The organism is Neisseria sicca, assembly GCF_003044565.1.
Taxonomy (GTDB): Bacteria; Pseudomonadota; Gammaproteobacteria; order Burkholderiales; family Neisseriaceae; genus Neisseria; species Neisseria sicca_A.
On sequence record NZ_POXG01000002.1, the window covers coordinates 316,807 to 338,155 of the forward strand.

General features: G+C 51.4%; 19 protein-coding genes and 1 pseudogene. 11 read left to right on the forward strand and 9 right to left on the reverse strand.

Features of this window, described 5'->3' with window-relative positions; genetic code table 11:
- Nucleotides 1-25: 25 nt before the first annotated feature.
- Both DBZ16_RS06105 and DBZ16_RS06110 read left to right on the forward strand, forming a co-directional pair.
- Nucleotides 26-820: an inositol monophosphatase family protein gene (locus DBZ16_RS06105; protein WP_029609862.1), complete on the forward strand. Its 795-nt coding sequence runs from the start codon at nt 26-28 to the stop codon at nt 818-820.
- A gap of 96 nt (nt 821-916) precedes the next feature.
- Nucleotides 917-1,255, forward strand: a pseudogene (locus DBZ16_RS06110) (DUF705 domain-containing protein); the annotation flags it as partial.
- Between the two features lie 591 nt (nt 1,256-1,846).
- Here the strand turns inward: DBZ16_RS06110 and DBZ16_RS06115 are convergent.
- Complete coding sequence (locus DBZ16_RS06115; protein ID WP_107813327.1) at nt 1,847-2,728, reverse strand: chorismate mutase; 882 nt, start codon at nt 2,726-2,728, stop codon at nt 1,847-1,849.
- Between the two features lie 241 nt (nt 2,729-2,969).
- Here DBZ16_RS06115 and DBZ16_RS06120 point away from each other — a divergent pair, with 241 nt between their 5' ends.
- The 3 genes from DBZ16_RS06120 to DBZ16_RS06130 all read left to right on the forward strand — a co-directional run bounded on the left by DBZ16_RS06120 (nt 2,970) and on the right by DBZ16_RS06130 (nt 8,632).
- Entirely contained in the window at nt 2,970-5,096 is a 2,127-nt protein-coding gene (locus DBZ16_RS06120) for an AsmA family protein (protein ID WP_107813328.1), read from the forward strand.
- Nucleotides 5,097-5,664: 568 nt separating this feature from the next.
- On the forward strand, nt 5,665-7,878 hold the full coding sequence (locus DBZ16_RS06125) for a TonB-dependent siderophore receptor (RefSeq protein ID WP_107813329.1): 2,214 nt from the start codon (nt 5,665-5,667) through the stop codon (nt 7,876-7,878).
- A gap of 193 nt (nt 7,879-8,071) precedes the next feature.
- Nucleotides 8,072-8,632, forward strand: coding sequence for a TonB-dependent receptor plug domain-containing protein (locus tag DBZ16_RS06130; RefSeq protein WP_240600251.1), 561 nt, complete (start codon nt 8,072-8,074; stop codon nt 8,630-8,632).
- On the opposite strand, the gene DBZ16_RS14905 is transcribed toward DBZ16_RS06130, so the two are convergent.
- Nucleotides 8,587-9,096, reverse strand: coding sequence for a hypothetical protein (locus DBZ16_RS14905; protein ID WP_159070307.1), 510 nt, complete (start codon nt 9,094-9,096; stop codon nt 8,587-8,589). The genes DBZ16_RS06130 and DBZ16_RS14905 overlap by 46 nt on opposite strands.
- 102 nt (nt 9,097-9,198) lie before the next feature.
- Between DBZ16_RS14905 and DBZ16_RS06135 the strand changes: the two genes are divergently transcribed.
- Nucleotides 9,199-10,233: a TonB-dependent siderophore receptor gene (locus DBZ16_RS06135; protein WP_240600254.1), complete on the forward strand. Its 1,035-nt coding sequence runs from the start codon at nt 9,199-9,201 to the stop codon at nt 10,231-10,233.
- On the opposite strand, the gene DBZ16_RS16505 is transcribed toward DBZ16_RS06135, so the two are convergent.
- Together DBZ16_RS16505 and DBZ16_RS16510 are read right to left on the reverse strand one after the other, a co-directional pair.
- Nucleotides 10,217-10,339: a hypothetical protein gene (locus tag DBZ16_RS16505; RefSeq protein WP_276308301.1), complete on the reverse strand. Its 123-nt coding sequence runs from the start codon at nt 10,337-10,339 to the stop codon at nt 10,217-10,219. The genes DBZ16_RS06135 and DBZ16_RS16505 overlap by 17 nt on opposite strands.
- Nucleotides 10,336-10,470 carry a hypothetical protein gene (locus tag DBZ16_RS16510; protein WP_276308302.1) on the reverse strand — a complete coding sequence of 45 codons (135 nt, stop codon included), beginning with the start codon at nt 10,468-10,470 and terminating at the stop codon, nt 10,336-10,338. The genes DBZ16_RS16505 and DBZ16_RS16510 overlap by 4 nt, the downstream gene beginning before the upstream one ends.
- Here DBZ16_RS16510 and DBZ16_RS06140 point away from each other — a divergent pair.
- The gene (locus tag DBZ16_RS06140) at nt 10,469-12,202 is read left to right on the forward strand and encodes an ABC transporter ATP-binding protein/permease (RefSeq protein ID WP_107813330.1); all 1,734 of its coding nucleotides are present in this window, start codon (nt 10,469-10,471) and stop codon (nt 12,200-12,202) included. The genes DBZ16_RS16510 and DBZ16_RS06140 overlap by 2 nt on opposite strands.
- Nucleotides 12,203-12,531: 329 nt before the next feature.
- Here DBZ16_RS06140 and DBZ16_RS06145 read toward each other — a convergent pair whose 3' ends face one another.
- Nucleotides 12,532-13,482, reverse strand: a complete 951-nt coding sequence (locus DBZ16_RS06145) for a CysB family HTH-type transcriptional regulator (protein ID WP_107813331.1) — start codon at nt 13,480-13,482, stop codon at nt 12,532-12,534.
- Between the two features lie 441 nt (nt 13,483-13,923).
- Between DBZ16_RS06145 and DBZ16_RS06155 the strand changes: the two genes are divergently transcribed.
- A complete protein-coding gene (locus tag DBZ16_RS06155) occupies nt 13,924-14,685 on the forward strand; it encodes an OmpA family protein (protein WP_070512409.1) in 762 nt (253 codons plus the stop codon).
- Nucleotides 14,686-15,041: 356 nt separating this feature from the next.
- On the opposite strand, the gene DBZ16_RS16350 is transcribed toward DBZ16_RS06155, so the two are convergent.
- Nucleotides 15,042-15,899 (reverse strand): transferrin-binding protein-like solute binding protein, encoded by an 858-nt coding sequence (locus DBZ16_RS16350; RefSeq protein WP_240600256.1) that lies wholly within the window; start codon nt 15,897-15,899, stop codon nt 15,042-15,044.
- A 304-nt stretch (nt 15,900-16,203) separates the two neighbouring features.
- Here DBZ16_RS16350 and pyrE point away from each other — a divergent pair, with 304 nt between their 5' ends.
- The 3 genes from pyrE to argA all read left to right on the forward strand — a co-directional run bounded on the left by pyrE (nt 16,204) and on the right by argA (nt 18,743).
- On the forward strand, nt 16,204-16,845 hold the full coding sequence (pyrE, locus tag DBZ16_RS06165) for an orotate phosphoribosyltransferase (RefSeq protein WP_003741470.1): 642 nt from the start codon (nt 16,204-16,206) through the stop codon (nt 16,843-16,845).
- 111 nt (nt 16,846-16,956) lie between these two features.
- A complete protein-coding gene (locus DBZ16_RS06170) occupies nt 16,957-17,439 on the forward strand; it encodes an MJ0042-type zinc finger domain-containing protein (RefSeq protein WP_107813332.1) in 483 nt (160 codons plus the stop codon).
- A complete protein-coding gene (argA, locus tag DBZ16_RS06175; protein WP_107813333.1) occupies nt 17,436-18,743 on the forward strand; it encodes an amino-acid N-acetyltransferase in 1,308 nt (435 codons plus the stop codon). The genes DBZ16_RS06170 and argA overlap by 4 nt, the downstream gene beginning before the upstream one ends.
- Before the next feature lie 208 nt (nt 18,744-18,951).
- Here the strand turns inward: argA and DBZ16_RS06180 are convergent, their stop codons facing one another.
- The 3 genes from DBZ16_RS06180 to DBZ16_RS06190 all read right to left on the reverse strand — a co-directional run bounded on the left by DBZ16_RS06180 (nt 18,952) and on the right by DBZ16_RS06190 (nt 21,302).
- Nucleotides 18,952-19,575, reverse strand: coding sequence for a TIGR01621 family pseudouridine synthase (locus tag DBZ16_RS06180; RefSeq protein ID WP_107813334.1), 624 nt, complete (start codon nt 19,573-19,575; stop codon nt 18,952-18,954).
- A 10-nt stretch (nt 19,576-19,585) separates the two neighbouring features.
- On the reverse strand, nt 19,586-20,158 hold the full coding sequence (locus DBZ16_RS06185; RefSeq protein WP_107813335.1) for a TMEM165/GDT1 family protein: 573 nt from the start codon (nt 20,156-20,158) through the stop codon (nt 19,586-19,588).
- A gap of 490 nt (nt 20,159-20,648) precedes the next feature.
- Nucleotides 20,649-21,302, reverse strand: a complete 654-nt coding sequence (locus DBZ16_RS06190; protein ID WP_167390267.1) for a hypothetical protein — start codon at nt 21,300-21,302, stop codon at nt 20,649-20,651.
- Nucleotides 21,303-21,349: the final 47 nt, after the last annotated feature.

Below are 21,349 nucleotides of genomic sequence, written 5' to 3' on the forward strand. Positions count from 1 at the left end.
CCAACCGCAAAAACAAGGACAAAAAGTGTTACACCGATTGCAAAAAGTCGTCCGGCACATCGCGCAAACCGAAGTCATGCCGCGCTTCCTGAATACCCCGTCGCACCGCAAAGAAGACGGCTCCATGCTCAGCGAAGCCGACCTCGCCGCCCAAACCGCCTTCGCCGCCGCCCTGCCCTTGTTGATCGACAGCCCCATGCTCGGCGAAGAAATGAGCGTTCAAGAACAAACCACCCTTTGGAAAATGCACGCGCATACCGACGGGCTGTGGGTCGTCGACCCCATAGACGGAACCAACAACTTCGTCAACGGACTGCCCCATTTCGCCGTTTCCGTCGCCTTCGTCAAAAACGGTCGCGCCGAACTCGGCATCATCTACAACCCCGTCAGCGGCGAATGTTTCTACGCCGAACGCGGCAAAGGCGCATACCTCAACGGCACACAACTCCCCCTGCGCACCGTCGACAAAAAACTCAGCGAAGCCATCGCAGGCGTCGAAATCAAATACCTGCGCTCCGGCAAACTCACCAGCCGCATGAGCACGCTCGCCCCCTTCGGCACCATCCGAAGCATGGGCAGCAGCACACTCGACTGGTGCTACCTCGCCAGCGGACGCTACGACGTTTACGTCCACGGCGGGCAAAAACTGTGGGACTACGCCGCCGGCGCGCTGATTTTCGAAGAAGCAGGCGGCAACCTGTCCACTTTGGAAGGCGACGACTTCTGGAGCGGCGAACACGTCTTCAAACGCTCCGTCATCGCCGCCCTACAACCCGCCCTGTTTGAGCGTTGGGAAAAATGGATACGGGAGAACCAGTAAGCCCGTTTTAACAAATAAAGCGGCAGATTGAATAAAACAATCATAAAGAAATAGGAAAAGTTTCAGACGACCTTTTTTCAGACGACCCTATTTGAATTATCTACCCATTTCGAAACAATCAAACCGATGAGCAGACCTTCCGTTATTTTCATTGATGTGGACGACACCCTCGTCCGAAGCGTAGGCAGTACACGCATTCCCATGCCCGAAGTCATCCGCCAAGTTCACCACCTGCATGAAAACGGACATATGCTTTACCTTTGGAGCAGCGGAGGAGCCGACTACGCCCGTCGCAGCGCAGAAGAATTGGGCATATCGGAATGTTTCCAAGCATTTCTACCCAAACCAAACGCCTATATTGATGATCAAGCGGTACACGAATGGCGGTTCTGCACCCACTTCCTCCCCATCAATAGCTGGCAAATCGACGGGTAGACTCAACAACAGCATTTCGCCCGACGGAATGAAAAAGCAATTGCCGTGTATCCTTGCACATCTCCTATACAAAAAGGTCGTCTGAAAATAGCTTTTCAGACGACCTTCTAAAATGGCTGTTGTAAAAATATGACATATGAAATTTAAAATTCAACGAATTTAATACCGTTTATCTCGATAAATTAACGTCTATCGGGGTTTTCGCGCAATTTATTCAAAAGATTTCACTTCTTAACAGCATTTAATACTAATGCTGGTAGAATTCAAATTGCTGACACACACCGCTCTTTTATCCCTTTTGGGCGGTGCAGCAAGTAAGACGTTTTCCCGCAATGTATTGGCCATTCATACTTCTCCCTTGGTATGAATGGTTTTTTTTATCTACGGTTTTGATAACTCAGCCCTGACGCCCGATTAAGCACAATAAATATCGCAAACGCCATACAGATCCCGCTGAAAGATAGGGTATATCTACAATCCTATTATCCGGCTTCAAAAACTGCCTTGAAGAATTGATAACAACATAAGGCAGATATACGCCCACTTCTTGCAACGGCATTTTATACCAAAATTCAGCAAAAAACTGAAATATCAATCCACCCCGGAACCGACAATCCCATTTACACCGGCAGCCTGCGCCAACCGATACAAGATATGTTGCGGCATATCGTTGTGCCACAACCGCGTGATGTTCGCAATCACCGGCAGATGGCAGGTTTGCCGCACCCTGACAATCGCATCCACATCCAAACGATAAGCATGTTCCGGCTCGAAACTCAAAGTCCCCGCCTCGCCCAAGATAATATGGTGATTGCCGCGCAAAGCGATGTGTTCGGCAGCCGCCAGCCAATCATCGACACGATGATGCTTATCTTTACACAACACTACCGGCGTATTCAGACGACCCACTTCATCCAACAAGACCCGATTCCCCATCAGCTCTCCGCCCAAATACAAAACGTCTGCCTGCGCGTTCAAAGCCTCATCAATCTGACGCACATCGCGGATACGCACCAAAATCGGTTTTCCCTGCTCATGAAGCCGCCGAATATCCTGCTGCATCAGTTGGATTCTTGCCTTTTCGCTCCCGTTGTCCATTTCCGCATAAGGTCGTGCCGACAGATAAAACGGATCGACAAAACCCGCATCCGCATCTCCAATCCGATTGATATCCGCCGTAATATCCAAAACCTTCTCGCCGCCAAACAGCACACCCCGTATCGAAATCTTGCTGTCTTCAGGCTGCTCCTCCCGACTGATGATTTTCCAATCGTTCAGAACCCGGAACACGCGCTCCACATCGGGCAGCCGCGCCAATTCATTGGAATGGAAGACCCGCTCGTCGCCCAGCGCGCCGATAATCGTCCTTTCTTCACCACGCGAAATATGTTCCCGCAAACCGCGGCTGCGAATCGTATCCACCACCCGTTGGACAGACTCCTCGTTCGACCATTTGCGCATTACGATAATCATCGACACCCTCCTCAAACCAATAGAACCTGCATTATATAGCCATGTTTTATCAAAACGATACCTCAACACAAAGGTGCGCGCACCAACCGTCTGCCTTCATATCCAAACAACATGGTCAGATATCGGGTCGTCTGAAATCCGTATCCCACCACTCAGCCCCATTCGCAACCCTCTGTCCCACCGCGCCAACCATCCCAAGGGCATGTGTTATACTTTTACTCTTTAATCTTTATTTGTACCCATGAACCTTCTGCCAAACTCCGGAAAATTCTGGCTGAAATTCTTCGTCTTCAGCCTCACAGCGGTCATCATTGCCGCAGCCGGACTGTACGCATCGGTTTACAACTTCTTCACACCCAAACGCATCGAAACCCTTACCCAATCCGCCCTGCAATCAACCCAACGCACCATCCGCTTCAGCCCCGAAATCCAGCGCAGTTGGTTCCCCCGCCCTACCCTTACCCTCAAAAACGTCGTCATCTCCTACCCCAACAGCACGCAAGCCGCCATCCATATTAAAGAGACCAACATCGGAATCGGCTGGAGCAGCCTGTGGAACGACTCACCCATTATCGAAAAATGGGTGCTTAAAGGCGCAGATGTTTCAATCGAACGCGCCGAAAACGGCAAATGGAGCCTGCAAGACCTTTGGCAGCAGCCCCGCAACGCAGCCACCCTCAACCGCCTCGTCGTAGAAAACAGCACCCTGCGCCTAAGACTCGACAACACACCGTACACCATCGAAGGCTTCGGTCTCAACCTCCGTTCGGAAGATTCCAACGGCCGCCGCTTCAAAATCAACGGCAACATCCGCAACCCTCAGTTCCCACTCGAATGGAACGGCAACGGCCTGCTTAAAACCAACGCAGCAAACTGGAGCATTCCCGAGCTGAGCTTTGAAGCGCAAAGCCGCCGTGACCAAGACACAGTAAAAATCAACATGACCAGCGCCTTAGATTGGCAAACTCAAAACCACACCCTGCAAGTCAGCAATATCAACCTACGTGCAGAAAGCGTTCAACGCAACCTCCACCTGACCGCCCAAGCGCCCCTGCTCATCTTCAAAGACAACCATCTCAACCTCAATACCGTCAGCGGAGCCTTTACCGCAGGCTCGCCCGACAGCCAATGGGACGGCTCCTTCAAACTCGACAAAACCAATCTGCGTCCGAGTGTCATTACTCTTGACAGCTTCGAGCTCAACGGCAGATACAAAAACCAACTGCACCAAACCAGCTTTACCGTCAGCGGCCCCATGTTGTGGCAGAAAAAAACCGGTTTACAATCCGACAACGTGCGCATTACCACCCTGCAAGACACCGTCAACCGACTGCCCCAACCGCGCTTTATCAGCATGCTCGACGGCAATTTCAACCTGACCGATTCCGGCAACTGGCAAGGCAGCTTCAAAGGCACGTTCGACCGCCAACCTTTTGCCTTGAGCTTAAAATACCAAACCCAAGCCGAGCAAAAACCCAAACTCGAAGCAGGCGTCGCCCTGCAAAAACTCAACCTCACCCCCTACCTGGAAGACTTTCAAGCCGGTTCAGACGCCCCCTACCCGAAATTCCTCAACCATGACAACACTCCCGATATCGAAGCCAGCATCAAGGTCAACAATATCCAAACGCCCGGCTTCCAATTGGACAATGTCGAAACCCGGCTGACCGCCAATAACGAACATATCACTCTGAGCAACTTCAAAGCCGGACTCTACGGAGGCCGTACCGAGGGCGGCATCAGCATAGCCAACACCAATCCCCTCTCCTACCACCTCCAACAAAACGCAGAAAGCGTACAAATCCAACCCTTGCTGCAAGACCTGTTCGGCTTCCACAGCTTCAGCGGCAACGGCAACGCTGTCATCGACCTGACTGCCAAAGGCAACAACCGCGAACAACTGCTCAAAAACCTCAACGGTATGTTGACCCTCAACATCTCCGAAGGCGCATGGCACGGCATCGACATGGACAACATCCTCAAAAACGGCATCATCAGCAAAGACAACACCAACCAAACCCCGCCGCCCAAAACCCCTTTCCACCATTTCGTCCTCAACAGCGAAATCGACAAAGGCATCAGCCGACACGTCAACACCGAACTCTTTTCCGACAGCCTGAACGTTGTCAGCAGCGGCTACACCAACCTCAGCACCCAAGAGCTATCGGAAGACCTGCTCATCCGCAATGCTCTGAACCCGCAAAACAAACCCATTCCGCTCAAAATCAGAGGCACGGTGCAAAACCCGTCCATCACCATCGACTACAACCGCCTGACCGACGGCCTCAACAGCCCGCAGGAAAAACAAAAAGCGCTCGAAAACACCCTGCGCGAACAATGGCAATGGATCAATCCCAACCGCAAATAACCCAAAGGTCGTCTGAAAACCGTTTTCAGACGACCTTTAGCTTTATGAATCCATTGGATAGAGGATACACAAAAGATAATGATGCAGAACAGACGTTGACCGATTTTCAGACGACCTGCCTAGCCACACGGCAATCCGCCTTGTCACGGTTCGCAAGAAAATGAAGCTAAAACTGACTGATACGCAGATACCCCTTCTTCCGCTAAACAGAAGAAGGGGTATTTTATTGCCGACCAGAATTTTGACTTATGGCAAGATGTGTGAAAAAACGTGAGGCCGTCTGAAAAAAACGATTGCCAATTTTTACCGTTAGAGTATAGTTCTTAATAACTATTTTTCAGCTAGTTCCTTATATCTATCTTTGCAACCTTGGATAAGTAGTTGCCATTGGGTACCCCGCCCGGCGGCAACATTTTTTTATCCGCAAGGGTTTGATAAATTTTATTCGTTTTATCTGAAGAAGGTCGTCTGAAAAACATAATACTTTGAATATTTATAGTTTTTATGGTTATAAATATCAAATAAAAATAAACATTTTACGACAACAGCTTTATCTGGAATCAATCAAATGAACAATACAAACAAAGAGAAACTTTTCAAACTCAGCACCTTGGCGTTCTGCCTTGCCGCGCTGCCGCAAGCCGTTCACGCCTCTGAAGAAGTGCAGCAGGTCGAATTAAAGCAGGTCAATGTGGTCGGCAAAAACCGCAGCCTGCGTACCGAAAATCAAAACAGCTACACCGTATCCGCGATGCGCTCGACTACGGGATTGGTGCTTTCTCCGAGGGAAATTCCCCAATCCGTCAGCGTCATCACCAAAAAACAACTTGAAGATCAAGGCGTGACCAGCCTCGAAGGCGCGTTGCAAAACGCTACGGGCGTCAACGTCTTCAAAAGCGGCGGGCGCACGCATTTCATGTCGCGCGGCTATTTTATCGAGCAACTTGAAGAAGACGGCATTGCCACTCAAATCGGTTCGCCCGGCGGATTTGGCTTGGGCGGTCCGTCCGGCGACCCGACCAGCGTAACCGATATAGCGATGTACGACCGCATCGAAGTGGTACGGGGCGCAGCCGGGCTGACGCAGGCAAACAACGAACCGGGCGGCACGATTAACGCCGTCCGTAAGAAACCGACCTCCAAACGCCAGCTTTCCGCCGATTTGACGGTCAACACATGGGGCAGAGTGGGCGGCACGTTTGACGCGTCGGGCGCTTTAAGCCCTGAACACGGCCTGCGCGGACGCTTTGTCGGCTCGGTTGGCGGCAACAAAACCTTCCAAGACCAGTCCGGCGGACGTGACATCCTGCTTTACGGCGTGATGGACAAAGACATCGGCGACAACAGCAAGCTCACTTGGGGCGCGAGCTATCTCAACCAAACCAAAACGCCCGACCCCGACGGCCTGCCCATGCGCGCAGACGGCAAAGAATGGAAACGCAGCCGCTATCTCGGCGCAGATTGGAACGAAGCTCGTCTGAAAAAACACAACCTCTTTGCCGAGTTTGAACATTATTTCAACGACAACTGGAAACTGAGCAGCAAGCTGGACTGGCGCAAAAGCGACAATTCAAAAGAATATTACACGCTGGGCGGTACGGGCAACGGCATAGGCGTGGACGGTTTGGGCAAAACTTACAGCTTCGACCGTTACGACACGGACAGCCGCCAGTTTACTTTTCAAAACAACCTGACCGGTCGCATCTTCGCCTTCGGTCAAAGCCACGACCTCTTCTTCATGCACAGCTATTCCAGAGAGAAGATGAGTACGGGCAACCGTTGGTTCGACGATGGCAGCACCTATAACGCAGATGCATTCAACGGCAGCGAAAAAGCCAAACCCGATTGGGACGACGCTACCGCCAAGTCACGCGGCGGCAACGGCAGCTACCGCACCCATGCCTTCGGTTTGGGCGCGCGCATCAATCCTACCGACAAACTGCACGTCATCGTCGGCGGACGCTACACCAACTGGCACCGCAACCTCTACTGGGACAGAAACCTCAAAGACAGCTCGGAAGGCACGTATTACGCGCTCAAACGCAACCGCTTCATCCCCTATGCCGGCATCACTTACGACATCACGCCTAAGCAAAGCGTTTACGCCGCCTATACATCTATCTTTAAACAAACGATGAACCGCGACTACAACGACAACCTGCTGCCGCCGATTATGGGGCGTAACTACGAAATCGGCTGGAAAGGCGAATGGAACGAAGGCCGTCTGAATACTTCCGTCGCGCTCTACCGCACCGACAAGGACAACAACAACCAGCGCGTCAATGCCCGTCCGCACCCTTATTGGGAACCGTTGGATCAAAGCAGCCGCGGTTTGGACGCTGAAATTTCCGGCAGCCTGACCGACGGTTGGCAGGTTTACGCAGGCTACACCTTCAACCACAGCACCAACCGCAACAGCGTCGGGGACAATGTTGAATCGCGCCGAAAAGGCTACAACTTCAGCAGCCATACGCCGAAACATATGTTCCGCCTCTACACCAGCTATATCCTGCCGGTGGATGACAGCAAATGGACGGTCGGTCTGGGGGTAAAGAGCAGCAGCAAAACCGCCAATTCCTACGGCTCCATCAAGCAAGGCGGCTACACGGTTTGGAATACCAACGTCCAATACCGCCCAAGCAAAAACCTGCAACTGGGACTGGCGGTCAACAACCTGACCGACAAACGCTACTACGAAAACCAATACAGCCGTGCCGCCAACAGCGGCAACTTCTACGGCGAACCGCGCAACGCCGTGTTCAGCCTGAAATGGAAGATGTAGTCCGTCTGCGGTAGCAAAATTAAAAAAAACAATAACCAAATCATATTCGGCAATCTATCCGACCTGCTCCTGACAGACAGGAAACGGTTGCCGTTGTTGTAAAAGTAAGAGGTCATCTGAAAACTGCCGTTTGAGTTTTCAGACGACCCTCTTTCCCATAAAAACCTCTTAACTCCCACCTGAAGGAGCTGCGATGAACCATCCGATTCGTTATGCCTATCTGCTTGCCGTCGTCCCGCTGCAACTTTCCGCCCAAACCGCCGAACAGACGGAACATGTTGACCTGCCCACCGTTAACGTAACCGGACAAAGCCGTACTGCTTCGCGCGACAGTTATACCGTGCCGGTCATGTCCACCGCCACCGGCCTGCCGATCTCCCCCAAAGACACGCCGCAATCCGTCAGCGTCATTACGCGCAAACAGATGGATGATTCGGGTGCGACCACGCTGGAAGAGGCGTTGAAAACCACAACGGGGCTGAATATTTACAAACAGGGTTTCCAAACCCGCTTTCAATCCAGAGGCTTCGACATCGCGCAGATCAGCGAAGACGGTGTCAATTCGACTGTCTGCACCATGTGCGGCAACAATCCGCACGATACCAAACAGCTGACCGATACCGCACTTTACGACCGCATCGAAGTCGTGCGCGGTGCGACAGGTATGCATAAAGCACAAAGTTTTGGGCATTTTTACACTCAACGCACTTACGGCACGATTTTTAACTCATTAGTGGCACTATTGATAACATAAATATCTTTACTCTGAGCGGCATGCGTGCAGGTATAGCTTGAACCAGATGAACCAGTTGTATACCATGTATCACCTTGAAAGTAATATTCATAAGTTTGCCAGCCTGTGTAACCGCCATATGTATTTTTAGCATTGACATTCACGCAAGCAAAATACACTGGAAAACCTGACCAGCCTTTACCCTTGTGTGAGCTTTTAAATGCGGAATGAAAACCATCAAACGATAACGCAGTTGTATAAAATACTTTGACAGGTTTCATGTAAAATTCAATTTTTGCGCTGTCATAATCTAACAAATTTCTTTGCAAATGTTGTCTAACGCTAGATTGGTAATTGCTTGGATAAGCACCATAATTTGCGCTGTGAATTTGCTTCATAGATAAGGTATCTAACACAGGTTTGATGGTGGTACAGCCTGACAATAATGCCAAAGTGGTCAATGAATAAATAATAAATTTTTTCACAAAAAAGCCTCTGATAAAATCAAAGGCTTATTCTAGCATTTTTTGCTAGCATTTTTTGCTAGCATTTTTTGTAAATTTATCAATATGTGCCGAGGCACACCCTTGAAAGATGGCAACTATCCTGTTTTTTCTTGGACGGGTGATGAAATCGCCAAACCCGATTGGAACAATTCACGCATGCTCGAAACGCGTCAAACCGTCCCGAATACTCACACGGCGACCATCGCCACCCGCCTGAACCTCACCGACAAATGGCACATCCTGCTTGGTACAAGTTACAGCCGCTGGCGGATGTCCCAACACTTGTCATGGATGAACAACCCCGACAGAAACTATAAAAAAGACCGCTTCATCCCCTACGCAGGCATTACCTACGACCTCACCCCGCAACAAAACCTATATGCTAGCTACACCAGCATTTTTCTTTATCCGGGTGAGTATTACGACATCAACGGCAAGTCTATGTCGCCTGTGATGGGCAACAGCTACGAAATCGGCTGGAAAGGCGCGTGGAACAACAACAGGCTGAACACCAGCATCGCCCTGTTCCAAACCGAAAAACACAACCAGCCCACAAACACATGGTTGGGTAGAGACCCCGCAACGGGCAATGTCCGCCCCTTCGTACGCGGCGACCGCGCCATCTACACGCCTGTCCGCATGGAAAGCCGCGGCATTGATGCCGAAATTGCCGGCAACATCACCGACGACTGGCAGATTTTTGCGGGCTATACCTTCAACAAAAGGCGTTATACCTCCACCGCTGCCGAGCGTACCGCAGAGCGCAACGGTCGCGGGGTCGATTTCAGCCAGCACACGCCCCGACATATCTTCCGCCTCAATACCATGTACCGCCTGCCCGGTGTGGCGCGCAAATGGACGGTGGGCGGCGGTGTGAACGTCCAAAGCAAATCCAGCCCGATTATGGTGAACGGAGAGAAACAATATTTGGGCGGTTACGCCGTTTGGCATGCAGCCGTACAATACGAGCCCTCCAAACACACCAAGCTCAGCCTGAAAGTCGACAACCTGACCGACAAACGCTATTACGAAAGTTACGCCCACCGCGCTACCTACCAAGGACATTTCTACGGACAACCGCGCAATGTAACCTTGAACTTCAAGTGGAAGATGTAGCCATTTTATAAAGCGAGGTCGTCTGAAAACACCATCCGGCTTTCAGACGACCTCCCGTCCTGCCGCCATGCTGCCCATCCCGACATGACGGCATCGGTATTTTCATTTGAACATCTGCAAACGGTCGTCTGAAACCCAGCAGGAAACAAAAGCGTCGGATAGCGTGTCTGATACCGTTGCCCCGCCAATGTAGATTTTCAGACGACCTCCCGCTATTTGTACCAACACACCATCCATGAACATCCTCAAAAAATTCTCCCGACTTGCCCGCCCTTTCTGGACAGGGGCGCACGGGCGCATCCAATGGCTGATGCTTGCCGTCCTCATCGGCTTCACCCTTTGCTCCATCACCATCAGCGTTTGGATAGCCGCGTGGGACAAACGTTTCTACGACGCGCTTGCCGCGTTTGACGGCGGGTCCATGCCCGCGCTCATTGTCGAATACCTCGGCTACATGGCGATGATTATCGGCTGCATCGTCTGCGGCGACTGGCTGCAAAAACGCCTTATCTTCCGCTGGCGCACCCATCTGACCGAACAATTCCAGCAAAACTGGCTCGAAGACCACAAACACTACCGCCTGCGCCTGACTGGCGAACCCGACAACCCCGACCAACGCATCGCCGAAGACATCTACCTCCTTGCTGACAAAAGCATCGGCCTCTTTCGCTCCTTCATCAATAATATTGCCAAATTCAGCGCGTTCGTCGCCGTATTGTGGACGCTCTCCGGCGTGCAGACCTTCAATATCGGCGGGCGCGACATCACCATACACGGCTATCTTGTTTGGGTTGCCCTGATTTATTCCGTCATCAGCACTCTGATTGCCCACCTCGTCGGCCGCAAACTCAAAAAACTCAACATCGACCGCCAGCACCGCGAAGCCGACTACCGCGCCGCCCTCCTGCGCGTGCGCGACCACGCCGAACAAATCGCCTTCTACAACGGCGGCGAAGCCGAAACAGGCCGTCTGAAACAGCGCTACCTCCGCATCCGCGACAACTGGCGGCGGCTCACCAACTGCGAATTCCGCCAAGAAACCTTCTGGGCAACCTATGTGCGCATCAGCATCTTCATCCCCATCCTCGCCACCCTGCCCATGTACCTCGCCAAAACCATGACCTTCGGCGACATGATGCAGACCCGCACATCGTTTGCCCGCGTCCAAGACAGCTTCGGCTGGTTTACCGACTCCTACCGCCGCCTCATCGAATGGGCGGCAGTCGTCGAACGCCTCTCCGGTTTTCAGACGGCATTGGAACAAGTGGAACATGAAGATAGAAGCGCCGCCCGTCCAGCACCCGCCCTGACTTTAAACAACCACCGCCAAAGCGGCATCCTCGTCTTACAAAACCTCACCGTCCACACCCAAACCGGCAGCCCCCTGCTCACCGACATCAACCTCGAAGCCCACGCCCCCGAATGGGTATTGCTTGAAGGCAGAAGCGGCATCGGCAAATCCACCCTGCTGCGCGCCCTCGCAGGCTTATGGCCGTATTACCAAGGCAGCTTCGCCCTCGACGGCAGCCTCCTCTTTCTGCCCCAACGTCCCTACCTCCCCGCCGACACCCTGCGCCACACCGTCAGCTATCCCCACCCCGCCTGCCAAGACGACCGACTTATTCAGACGACCTTGGAGCAAGTCGGACTAGGCAGTCCCACGGGGAGGCTGCGCACTCTGAAAGATAATTTAGACGAACCATACGAATGGCACGGCATCCTCTCCGGCGGCGAACAGCAACGCCTCAGCCTCGCCCGCGCGCTGCTGCACAAACCGCAAATCCTGTTCCTCGACGAAGCCACCAACCAGCTCGACGGCGAATCTGCATTGACGCTGATGCAAGTTCTCAAGCAAAACCTTCCCGATACCCTCGTCATCGGCATCAGCCACCAACCCGAAATCCAAGCCTTGTTCGGACGTAAAGTTAATTTAAGACCGTTCAACGAGCTTGCAAACCGTTCAGATTAGTAATATAGTTCTTTCTGACTAGTTTCATAGTTCTTTAGGGTTACTTTTTTAAAACTCCTTGGATAGCCTCCGCCAGCTCCCGGCAGGAGGCGTTTTTTTGTCCAGCGTTTTTGTCTGTGCTTAACACATTATAGTGGATTAAATTTAAATCAGGACAAGGCGACGAAGCCGCAGACAGTACAGATAGTACGGCAAGGCGAGGCAACGCCGTACTGGTTTAAAGTTAATCCACTATAAATTTCAAAGCACCCGGCTAATATCAATGACACTAAAAAAGGTCGTCTGAAAAACATTTCTGCTTTTCAGACGACCTCTTACCATACCCAAAATCAAATAGAGAAATCTTCGACCACCGGCGTATAAAGAATACGATCGACCACATCCCGCGTCAGCTTCGGCGAGAACATTTCGATAAAGTCATAGGTATACCCGCGAAGATACGTATCCGAGCGCACCGCCATCCAAATGGGCGAAGGCTCAAACAGATGCGCCGCATCGACCAATTCCAAATCCGAATCTTTCTCCGGATCAAATGCCATCTTTGCCATCAACCCGACCCCAAGTCCCAATCGGACATAAGTCTTCAATACATCCGTATCCGCTGCCGACAACACCACATCAGGATTATCCAAATGCGCCTTATTAAACGCACGCGCAATACTACCACCCTGATTAAATGCAAATTCGTAAGTAATCAAAGGAAACGAAGCCAAATCCTCGATACTTAAAGGATTCATACATTCCAACAAAGGATGTTCTTTCGGCACGATAACCGCATGATTCCATTCATCACACGTCAACTTGCTCAATTCGGGATGATCGTCAATCCGCTCCGTCACAATCGCAATATCCGCCTCGCCATTACTGACCATTTGCGCAATCGCCGCAGGACTCCCTTGCTTGATCGTCAAATTGACCCTCGGATAACGCTTCACAAAATCCGCCACAATCAAAGGCAGCGCATAGCGTGCCTGCGTATGCGTCGTCGCAATCGTCAGAGCACCGCTGTCGTGATCGGTAAACTCGCTGCCGATATTCTTAATATTTTGGACATCTCGCAAAATCCGTTCCGAAATTTCCAACACCGCCTTACCCGGTTGGGAAACAGACACCACACGCTTGCCGCTGCGTATAAAAATCTGCACCCCCAGTTCTTCTTCCAAAAGGCGGATTTGCTTGGAAATACCCGGCTGCGAAGTAAAGAGCGCATCCGCAGCCTCAGACACATTCAAATTATGGCGGTACACCTCCAATGCATACCGCAATTGCTGTAATTTCATAGGTAGTCCGGTTGTATTGTGTTTGTATGTTTTATACGACAAGCGGCACATAATTTAACATATTTTGCCGGATTTGTCGGACATCCAAAAAACGCGCAAGGAAGTTTTTGTTTTCAATAAAACTATACATATAAACTATGAAAACCGTCTTTACAGCACGCAAACTCTTGTTGCGTTTCCGCAACTGCAAATAGAAACAGACCCGAATTTCCTGATAAATAAATGACACAAGCTTGATTTTTAGGCATGATTCACCATTAGGAGGCAAGCAGTTTCATGTTTTTATCAAGGCATCGAGTATTGACAGTCTGTGCCATGCTTCTTTATAGTGCAAACTGATATATCCGATTTGCCGCTGTTTTATGCTGCGGCCTGTATATTGGTAATTTGCTGCGGCTGCTTCCTGTATCCGCCGCATAACAATTTTGATGAGGGAATAAAATGACCAAACAGCTGAAATTAAGCGCATTGTTCGTTGCATTGGTTGCTTCAGGCACTGCAATGGCAAGTGAAGCGCACACCAAACACGGCTACACCGTAAGCAGCCAATCTCAAGAAGTCGTCCGTAACAACTACGGCGAGTGCTGGAAAAACAGCTACTTCGACAAAGAAACCCAAGGTCGTGTCGAATGTGGTGACCGCGAAGCGGTAGCCGCAGTTCAACAAGCTCCCGAATACGTTGACGAAACTGTTTCCCTGTCTGCGAAAACCCTGTTCGGCTTCGACAAAGACATCCTGCGTCCTGAAGCTCAAGAAAACCTGAACAGCTTGGCTCAACGCCTGAGCAACGAAAACGTACAAACCGTACGTGTTGAAGGTCACACCGACTTCATGGGTTCTGAAGAGTACAACCAAAACCTGTCTGAGCGTCGTGCTAACGTAGTTGCCAACTACCTGGTTAACCGCGGTGTTCCTTCCAACAAGATCTCTGCAGCCGGCTTGGGCGAATCTCAAGCTCAAATGACTGCTACTTGTGAAGCCGAAGTTTCAAGACTGGGCAAAAAAGTATCTAAAGCCAAAAAACGTTCTGCTCTGATCGCATGTATCGAGCCTGATCGTCGCGTTGACGTGAAAATCCGTAGCGTTGTTACCAAACAAGTTGCTCCGGGTCAAACAATTGAAGGTCAAGGCGAGCGTCCTGCAGTGGATGAAGGCTGGATTCCTTCTCCATACAACGGCGTACACGGCTACGCTAAGCCTTAATCGAAACATCCCAGAAACCCCGCTTCCCGGCGGGGTTTTTATTTTGTCGGATTAACATTGATACAAAGGTCGTCTGAAAAATCGAGATTTATTTTCTTTGCACTTTGCCACAATCTGCCCTTTCAGACGACCTAGGTTTTCCTCAAGAATCCTTTTATACCTCTTCTTTTCTCAATCAACCTATCCGATAGAAGCTGAGAATCTCGGTACCAACCCGCCATATATCGCCGTCACCATTTGACACAGATAATAGCTGAATACAAAAAATTAAAAAGCGTACCAAAGCAAAAGGTCGTCTGAAAACCAGAAAACCTGTTTTCAGACGACCTTTATTTACAATACCGTTTACCGGAAGATTATTTCTTCGAGCCGACGAATGCGCCTACCGTATTGCCGCTAGAGAATCCACCTGCAACTTCCGCTGCATTTTTGCCAAAGAAACCGCCTTTGACTTCGGTCGCACCGGATTGGTCAAATTTGTTGCCGCTAATTTGGGCATTAACAGCAATGTTGCCGCCAAATTGAGCATCACGGGAGATAGTGCCTGTTAATTTTTTGCTGTCAAAATTAGCAGTCAACTCTGTGCGTGTAATATCGTAATTTGCGCCGCTATGCATAGAGGCAACGCTGGTGTTGTAATGAACTTGCCCTTTAGGCAGCTCGGCTGCAGGCGTAAAGTGTCCGCTGAAGAAAGCTTGTTTTTTGCCGTTAACTTCCAACACGCCGGCAGTAGCGTTTGCTGAAGCAGTATTGACTAAGAATTTCTGTACGGATTTCGGCTCGCCGGATGCAATTCCTGAAATAAAACCAGGGACTTTGCCTTTCCAATTATTCAAAGAAACACCGCCGCTTTGGGTCAAATCGAAATCCACACCGTCAACGCGGATGTGTTTGATATTGCTATTATCAATGGCAATGCTGTTACCACCAACTGTTTGCTGTGCGGCGGTAGGAACCGCCGGAGTAGCAGGAGTTTTAGGAGCAGTAGGCGTTTTAGGGGGTGTAGAAGTTTTAGGAGTAGTCGGCGTTTTACTCGTCTCAGGTTTTGCAGGAGTTGTCGTTGATGGGGGAGTTGCAGGCTTCTGCGACGTTGGCGGGTTGCTTGGACCTGCGTTAGGCGTAGATTGTGAAGAAGGAGTGGAATTTCCACCGCCGCCCCCGCCTCCGCAGGCAGCCAAAGTTGCTGTACAAATCAATGCAAGTACTTTTTTCATGTCGTATCATCCTTTTTTAAATTGAATCTCGAAGTTTCTGTATTCGGGAACAAGTCTTGATTGTGCTTGCGATGCACCTGAATCAATGACTTAGACATTTTATACTAAAAAGATAAGCCAACCCATATGTAATAGTTAATTCAAGTAAATTTACAAACAAAATATAACTAAATTATGACTAAGTTAACAATTCATTAGCAGGAAACGCATCAAATCAACCCACTTTTTCAGACGACCTGCATTTTCCTCATGAATCCTTTATAATCTCTTCCTTTATAAATCAATATCTTTCGAAAGAAGCAAAATGTCCGATTTCCGTCAAGATTTCCTCAAGTTTGCGCTGGCGCAGAATGTATTGAAATTTGGTGAATTTACGACCAAGGCAGGCCGTCAGTCGCCTTATTTCTTCAACGCCGGACTGTTTAACGACGGCGCATCGACGCTGCAACTGGCGAAGTTTTACGCGCAGGCGATTATTGAGAGCGGCGTGAAATTCGATATGCTGTTCGGTCCGGCTTACAAAGGCATTATTTTGGCGGCGGCGACGGCGATGATGCTGGCGGAAAAAGGCGTGAACGTGCCGTTTGCCTACAACCGCAAAGAAGCGAAAGACCACGGCGAAGGCGGTGTGTTGGTCGGTGCGCCGCTCAAAGGTCGCGTATTGATTATCGACGACGTGATTTCTGCCGGAACATCTGTACGCGAATCGGTCAAACTGATTGAAGCGGAAGGCGCAACGCCTGCCGCCGTCGCCATCGCGCTCGACCGCATGGAAAAAGGTACGGGCGAATTGTCTGCGGTTCAGGAAGTGGAAAAACAATACGGCCTGCCCGTCGTTGCCATTGCCAACCTGAACGACTTGTTCACGCTCCTGCAAAACAACGCGGAATTCGGCGGCTTCCTCGAGCCGGTCAGAGCCTACCGCGAACGCTACGGCGTTGCCTAAAATCCGATAAACAAAAGGTCGTCTGAAAACGGACAATCCCTTTTCAGACGACCCACCCCAATCAAACACACATTAAAACAACACATTCCACACTTTACACGGAAAACCCCTATGCCCGCCTGTATCTGCCCACACTGCAAAACCTCACTTTGGGTCAAAGACACCCAGCTCAACGTCGCACAAGGCTTTGTTGTTTGCAATAAATGCGAAGGACTGTTCAAAGCCAAAGACAGCCTGGCGCCGTCCTCCGCCCCTGCCAACCCCGATACACTGCCCAACGCCGTGACCGACGTCCGCCTCGTACATGACATGGGCGGCAACATCCGCAACCGCAAACAACTCTCCCGCCACGAAATCGCCAACCTACTCGACAGCGCCGAACGCGCCCGAAAAGCCAAAGAAGAGGAGGCACGGCGTGCCGAAGAGGAAAAACGTCGGGCAGAAGAAGAAAAGCGGCGGACTGAAGAGTTCCAAGCATTGATGGCTGCCGCTGCCAAACCCGCCAAATCCGAAGAAGGCTTCAACTGGACGCTGGCGGTACTGGTTGCGCTGACCGTCCTCATCATGCAGCTTTTCTATCTGGTTTTGTTATGAACACATCTCCGGGCTTTGTTGCCGATTTTCGCGAAGCCGCGCCCTATATCCACTACCTGCGCGGCAAAACACTGGTTATCGGCATCACCGACAGCCTGCTCGAAGGCGACACCCTGAACCGGCTCGCTGCCGATTTCCACCTGCTTGCAGGCTTGGGCGTGCGCCTCGTGTTGGTACACGGCACGCGCCATTTTCTCAACTGCCTCGCCGCCGACAGACAATTCGTTCCGCAATACCACCGCAACCGCCGCATTACCGACGATGCCACCCTGCGCGACGCCAAGCAGGCAGTCGGCATGATACGCAGCGACATCGAAGCCGCCCTGTGCAGCAGCGCATCCGCACCCTTGCGCAACAAACCGATTCCCACCGCTTCGGGCAATTTCCTCACCGCCCGTCCGCTCGGCGTCATTGACGGCATAGACATGGGCTACACCGGCATCGTCCGCAAAACCGACACCGACTCCATCAACCGCCGCCTCGACGACGGCGCCATCGTCCTCATCAGCCCGCTCGGACACTCCTACGGCGGCAAAACCTTCAACCTCAGCATGAGCGAAGCCGCCGAAGCCGTCGCCGTCGCCCTTCAAGCCGAAAAACTCGTGTACCTGACCGAAGAAGCCGGCATTTGCAACGCCGACGGCGTCCTCATGTCCACCCTGTCCTCAGGCGAAGTCCGCAACCTGATAGAAACCGCACACAACGTTCCCGTGCGCCTGCTCCAAGCCGCCGTCAACGCCGTCGAAAACGGCGTCAGCCGCGTTCAAATCCTCAGCGGGCGCGAAGACGGCGGACTGTTGCGCGAACTCTTCACCCGAGAAGGCTGCGGCACCGCCATCGCCCGCGATTCCTTCGTCTCCATCCGCCAAGCCCACAGCCGCGACATCCCCCGCATCATCGCCCTGATCCGCCCGCTGGAAGAACAAGGCATCCTGTTGCACCGCAGCCGCGAATATCTCGAAAACCACATCTCCGGCTTCTCCGTCCTCGAACACGACCGCAACATCTACGGCTGCGTCGCCCTCAAAACTTTCGATGACCCCGAAATCGGCGAACTCGCCTGCCTCGTCGTCTCCCCCGAAGCCCGCGACGGAGGCTACGGCGAAATGCTGCTCGACCACCTCTTCCAAAAAGCCCTCACCATGGGCATCCGCCGTCTGTTCGCCCTCTCCACTCGCACAGGCGAATGGTTTGTCGAACGCGGTTTTCAGACGACCTCTCCCGATGCATTACCCAAAGAACGCCGCCGCGACTACCTTGCCAACGGCCGTAACTCGCAAGTGTTCGTCCGAGAGCTGGCTTAAGCGGTTTTGAAACCCAAGGTCGTCTGAAAACTGCCGACTGCCTTGTTTAGCGTTTCTAAAAATCAAGCATGACCTAAAAAAGCCTGACGGTTTGCCGCCCTCTTCTGTGAAAGAGAAAACGGCAAACCGTCAGACTTACTTTATGAACGCGACTAGAGGTTTTGCAAAGAACAAAGCATTGAAACTGCGTTTGCAGGCGACTCAATTTTCACAAAAAATCCATGCCCCTCAACGGCCATTCCTCACTCAAGGGCGCGGCGATTTCAAACGCCTGATCTTGATAATCAAATTTGATTTTCCACGCATGAAGGAACATCCTCGATGCAGGCTTCCCGCCGTAGAGCGTATCGCCCAAAATCGGGCTGCCCAAGCTTTTCATGGCGACACGGAGTTGGTGGGTTTTGCCCGTATGCGGATGCAGGACGAACAGGCGCAGGCCGGGTTCTAAGCTGTGGCTGCCAAATTCGGTCACGGCGGGATTTTCCATGCCGCGCGTCAGTTTCCATGCGCCGCGCCGCGATTTTTCCATATCGCCTTTCACCCAACCTTGCTTCTTAGACGGCTTGTCCGTTGCCAACGCCAAATAAGTTTTACGCATGGTTTTGGCGGCAAATTGCTGCGCCAGCACCGACGCGCTTTGCGGGTTCAGTGCAAACAGCAGCACGCCGCTGGTCAGCTTGTCCAGTCGGTGCAACAGCCAAACCTGCTCAAGACCGAGCTGTGCCGCCAGTGTCTGCGTCAGGCTGACTTTGCCCTCTTCCTGATGCACGGATACGCCTTGCGGCTTGTTAATGGCAACAAAATCCGGATGTCGAAATAAGATTTCCCACATTTCAGACGACCTATTTCAACATAATGCCGCCACCTGCCAAAGTGATGGCGCCCAATACGCAAAACAGGATGCAGGCGGAAATCCGCACGGCTTTGGCAGGTATTTTTTTCATCAGCATATCGCCCAAATAAACCACGGGAACGGTTGCCAACATCAATCCGGCAACGCTGCCGAGTACGACCATGGATAAGGATTGGTATTTTGCCGCCAGTAAGACTGTGGCGATTTGGGTTTTGTCGCCGATTTCCGCCATGAAAAACAGAAAAACTGTCGCTCCGAACGCGCCGTATTTGAGCCAGCGGCTGTCGGGGTTTTCATCTTTATCAGGCAGAAGCAGCCACAAACCGACCGCGATAAAACTGATACCGACGCCCCATTTGACAGTCTCAGGAGAAATGGCTTCCGCCAGCCATACGCCGACAAATGCGGAGACCAAATGATTCAGTAAAGTGGCAATGAAGATGCCGGAGACTACCGCGTTTTTTTGGGCGAAACGTGCGGCAAGGAAAAGAGCGAGCAGTTGCGTTTTATCGCCGATTTCGGCAATGGCAACGCCCAACATTGAAGAGAAAAATGCTTCCATAAGATACTCAACCGAAGCGGGCAAAAACAAAAAGCGTTGCACATACCGCCCGCAAGGGTATGGACAACGCTTACGTCTTGCCTGTCTTCCAGTTGTCAGGAAGATGCCGCCACCATGACCGATTTTTGTCGAACTCAGTCAATTATGTTGATAACGGCTCTGATTTTCAGTGAAATCAGATGGCTACTCCCGTAAGAGTGTGCGCATTATAAAGAGGTTGGCGCGCAAAGACAATCATATAGTGGATTAAATTTAAACCAGTACGGCGTTGCCTCGCCTTAGCTCAAAGAGAACGATTCTCTAAGGTGCTGAAGCACCAAGTGAATCGGTTCCGTACTATTTGTACTGTCTGCGGCTTCGTCGCCTTGTTCTGATTTAAATTTAATCCACTATAAAGGTCGTCTGAAACGGCTTTCATTTTCCAGAAGCTTTTTTACCTGCTCCACCAAAATGCGTTTTAGACGACCTTTGAAGTCAGGTTCAGTCCGCATCAATACAATAATTTGCTGGGTTTGTGTTCGGCTTCGGACAGCTCCACCGCGTTAAGCAGACTTAAATCCAAAGATGTTTCGGACGTACAGGTTTCGCCGAACACATTGCAATACGTCATGACGAGCTTCATGATGCCGCCGAATTTTTTCTCCGGCAAACTTGCCGACAGCTCGCGGATATCGCCAAACACGCTGCCGTACACCTCTCCCGAAGCCAGCATATCTAAGCCGTCGCCAACGATAACCAATTTGCCCACTGCATCAACGACAGCGCGCTCCGCCGCTTTATCAGAAACAGACGACACTTGCAGGCGGATGTTTTTCGCCATGCCTTTGCCGTGGTTGCGGATAATCAATGCCAGCATCTCCGGCTGCTCTTCCACACTTTGAAGGGAAGCATGCAAAACAGGATGGACTTTTTCCTGCTGTATCAATTTTTCCCTGCGCAGCCATTCGTTCTTTTTCCGCGCGATGACCGACACCGCCGTCCATGCCAACCACACCAGCGCAACGGCGGAAACTGCGGTAACAACGGGCGCCAAATCAGCAAGGTAGTCTTGGGGGTTAAACCAAAGACAGGCGGTCAGAAAGCCTGCAAAAAATATTACGACGTATAAAATCGGCGCGAAACGGCTTTGAATCGTAGCATGCATAGATTTTCCTGTTTGTGGCACAAAGGTCGTCTGAAACCAGTCTGCGG

Excerpts from the sequence above, each read along its gene's own strand:
- DBZ16_RS06115 (WP_107813327.1), bottom strand. The coding sequence starts at position 2,728 with ATGATTATCGTAATGCGCAAATGGTCGAACGAGGAGTCTGTCCAACGG.
- DBZ16_RS06120 (WP_107813328.1), top strand. The coding sequence starts at position 2,970 with ATGAACCTTCTGCCAAACTCCGGAAAATTCTGGCTGAAATTCTTCGTC.
- DBZ16_RS06125 (WP_107813329.1), top strand. The coding sequence starts at position 5,665 with ATGAACAATACAAACAAAGAGAAACTTTTCAAACTCAGCACCTTGGCG.
- DBZ16_RS06130 (WP_240600251.1), top strand. The coding sequence starts at position 8,072 with ATGAACCATCCGATTCGTTATGCCTATCTGCTTGCCGTCGTCCCGCTG.
- DBZ16_RS16505 (WP_276308301.1), bottom strand. The coding sequence starts at position 10,339 with ATGAAAATACCGATGCCGTCATGTCGGGATGGGCAGCATGGCGGCAGG.
- DBZ16_RS06140 (WP_107813330.1), top strand. The coding sequence starts at position 10,469 with ATGAACATCCTCAAAAAATTCTCCCGACTTGCCCGCCCTTTCTGGACA.
- DBZ16_RS16510 (WP_276308302.1), bottom strand. The coding sequence starts at position 10,470 with ATGGATGGTGTGTTGGTACAAATAGCGGGAGGTCGTCTGAAAATCTAC.
- DBZ16_RS06145 (WP_107813331.1), bottom strand. The coding sequence starts at position 13,482 with ATGAAATTACAGCAATTGCGGTATGCATTGGAGGTGTACCGCCATAAT.
- DBZ16_RS06155 (WP_070512409.1), top strand. The coding sequence starts at position 13,924 with ATGACCAAACAGCTGAAATTAAGCGCATTGTTCGTTGCATTGGTTGCT.
- DBZ16_RS16350 (WP_240600256.1), bottom strand. The coding sequence starts at position 15,899 with ATGAAAAAAGTACTTGCATTGATTTGTACAGCAACTTTGGCTGCCTGC.
- pyrE (WP_003741470.1), top strand. The coding sequence starts at position 16,204 with ATGTCCGATTTCCGTCAAGATTTCCTCAAGTTTGCGCTGGCGCAGAAT.
- DBZ16_RS06170 (WP_107813332.1), top strand. The coding sequence starts at position 16,957 with ATGCCCGCCTGTATCTGCCCACACTGCAAAACCTCACTTTGGGTCAAA.
- argA (WP_107813333.1), top strand. The coding sequence starts at position 17,436 with ATGAACACATCTCCGGGCTTTGTTGCCGATTTTCGCGAAGCCGCGCCC.
- DBZ16_RS06180 (WP_107813334.1), bottom strand. The coding sequence starts at position 19,575 with ATGTGGGAAATCTTATTTCGACATCCGGATTTTGTTGCCATTAACAAG.
- DBZ16_RS06185 (WP_107813335.1), bottom strand. The coding sequence starts at position 20,158 with ATGGAAGCATTTTTCTCTTCAATGTTGGGCGTTGCCATTGCCGAAATC.
- DBZ16_RS06190 (WP_167390267.1), bottom strand. The coding sequence starts at position 21,302 with ATGCATGCTACGATTCAAAGCCGTTTCGCGCCGATTTTATACGTCGTA.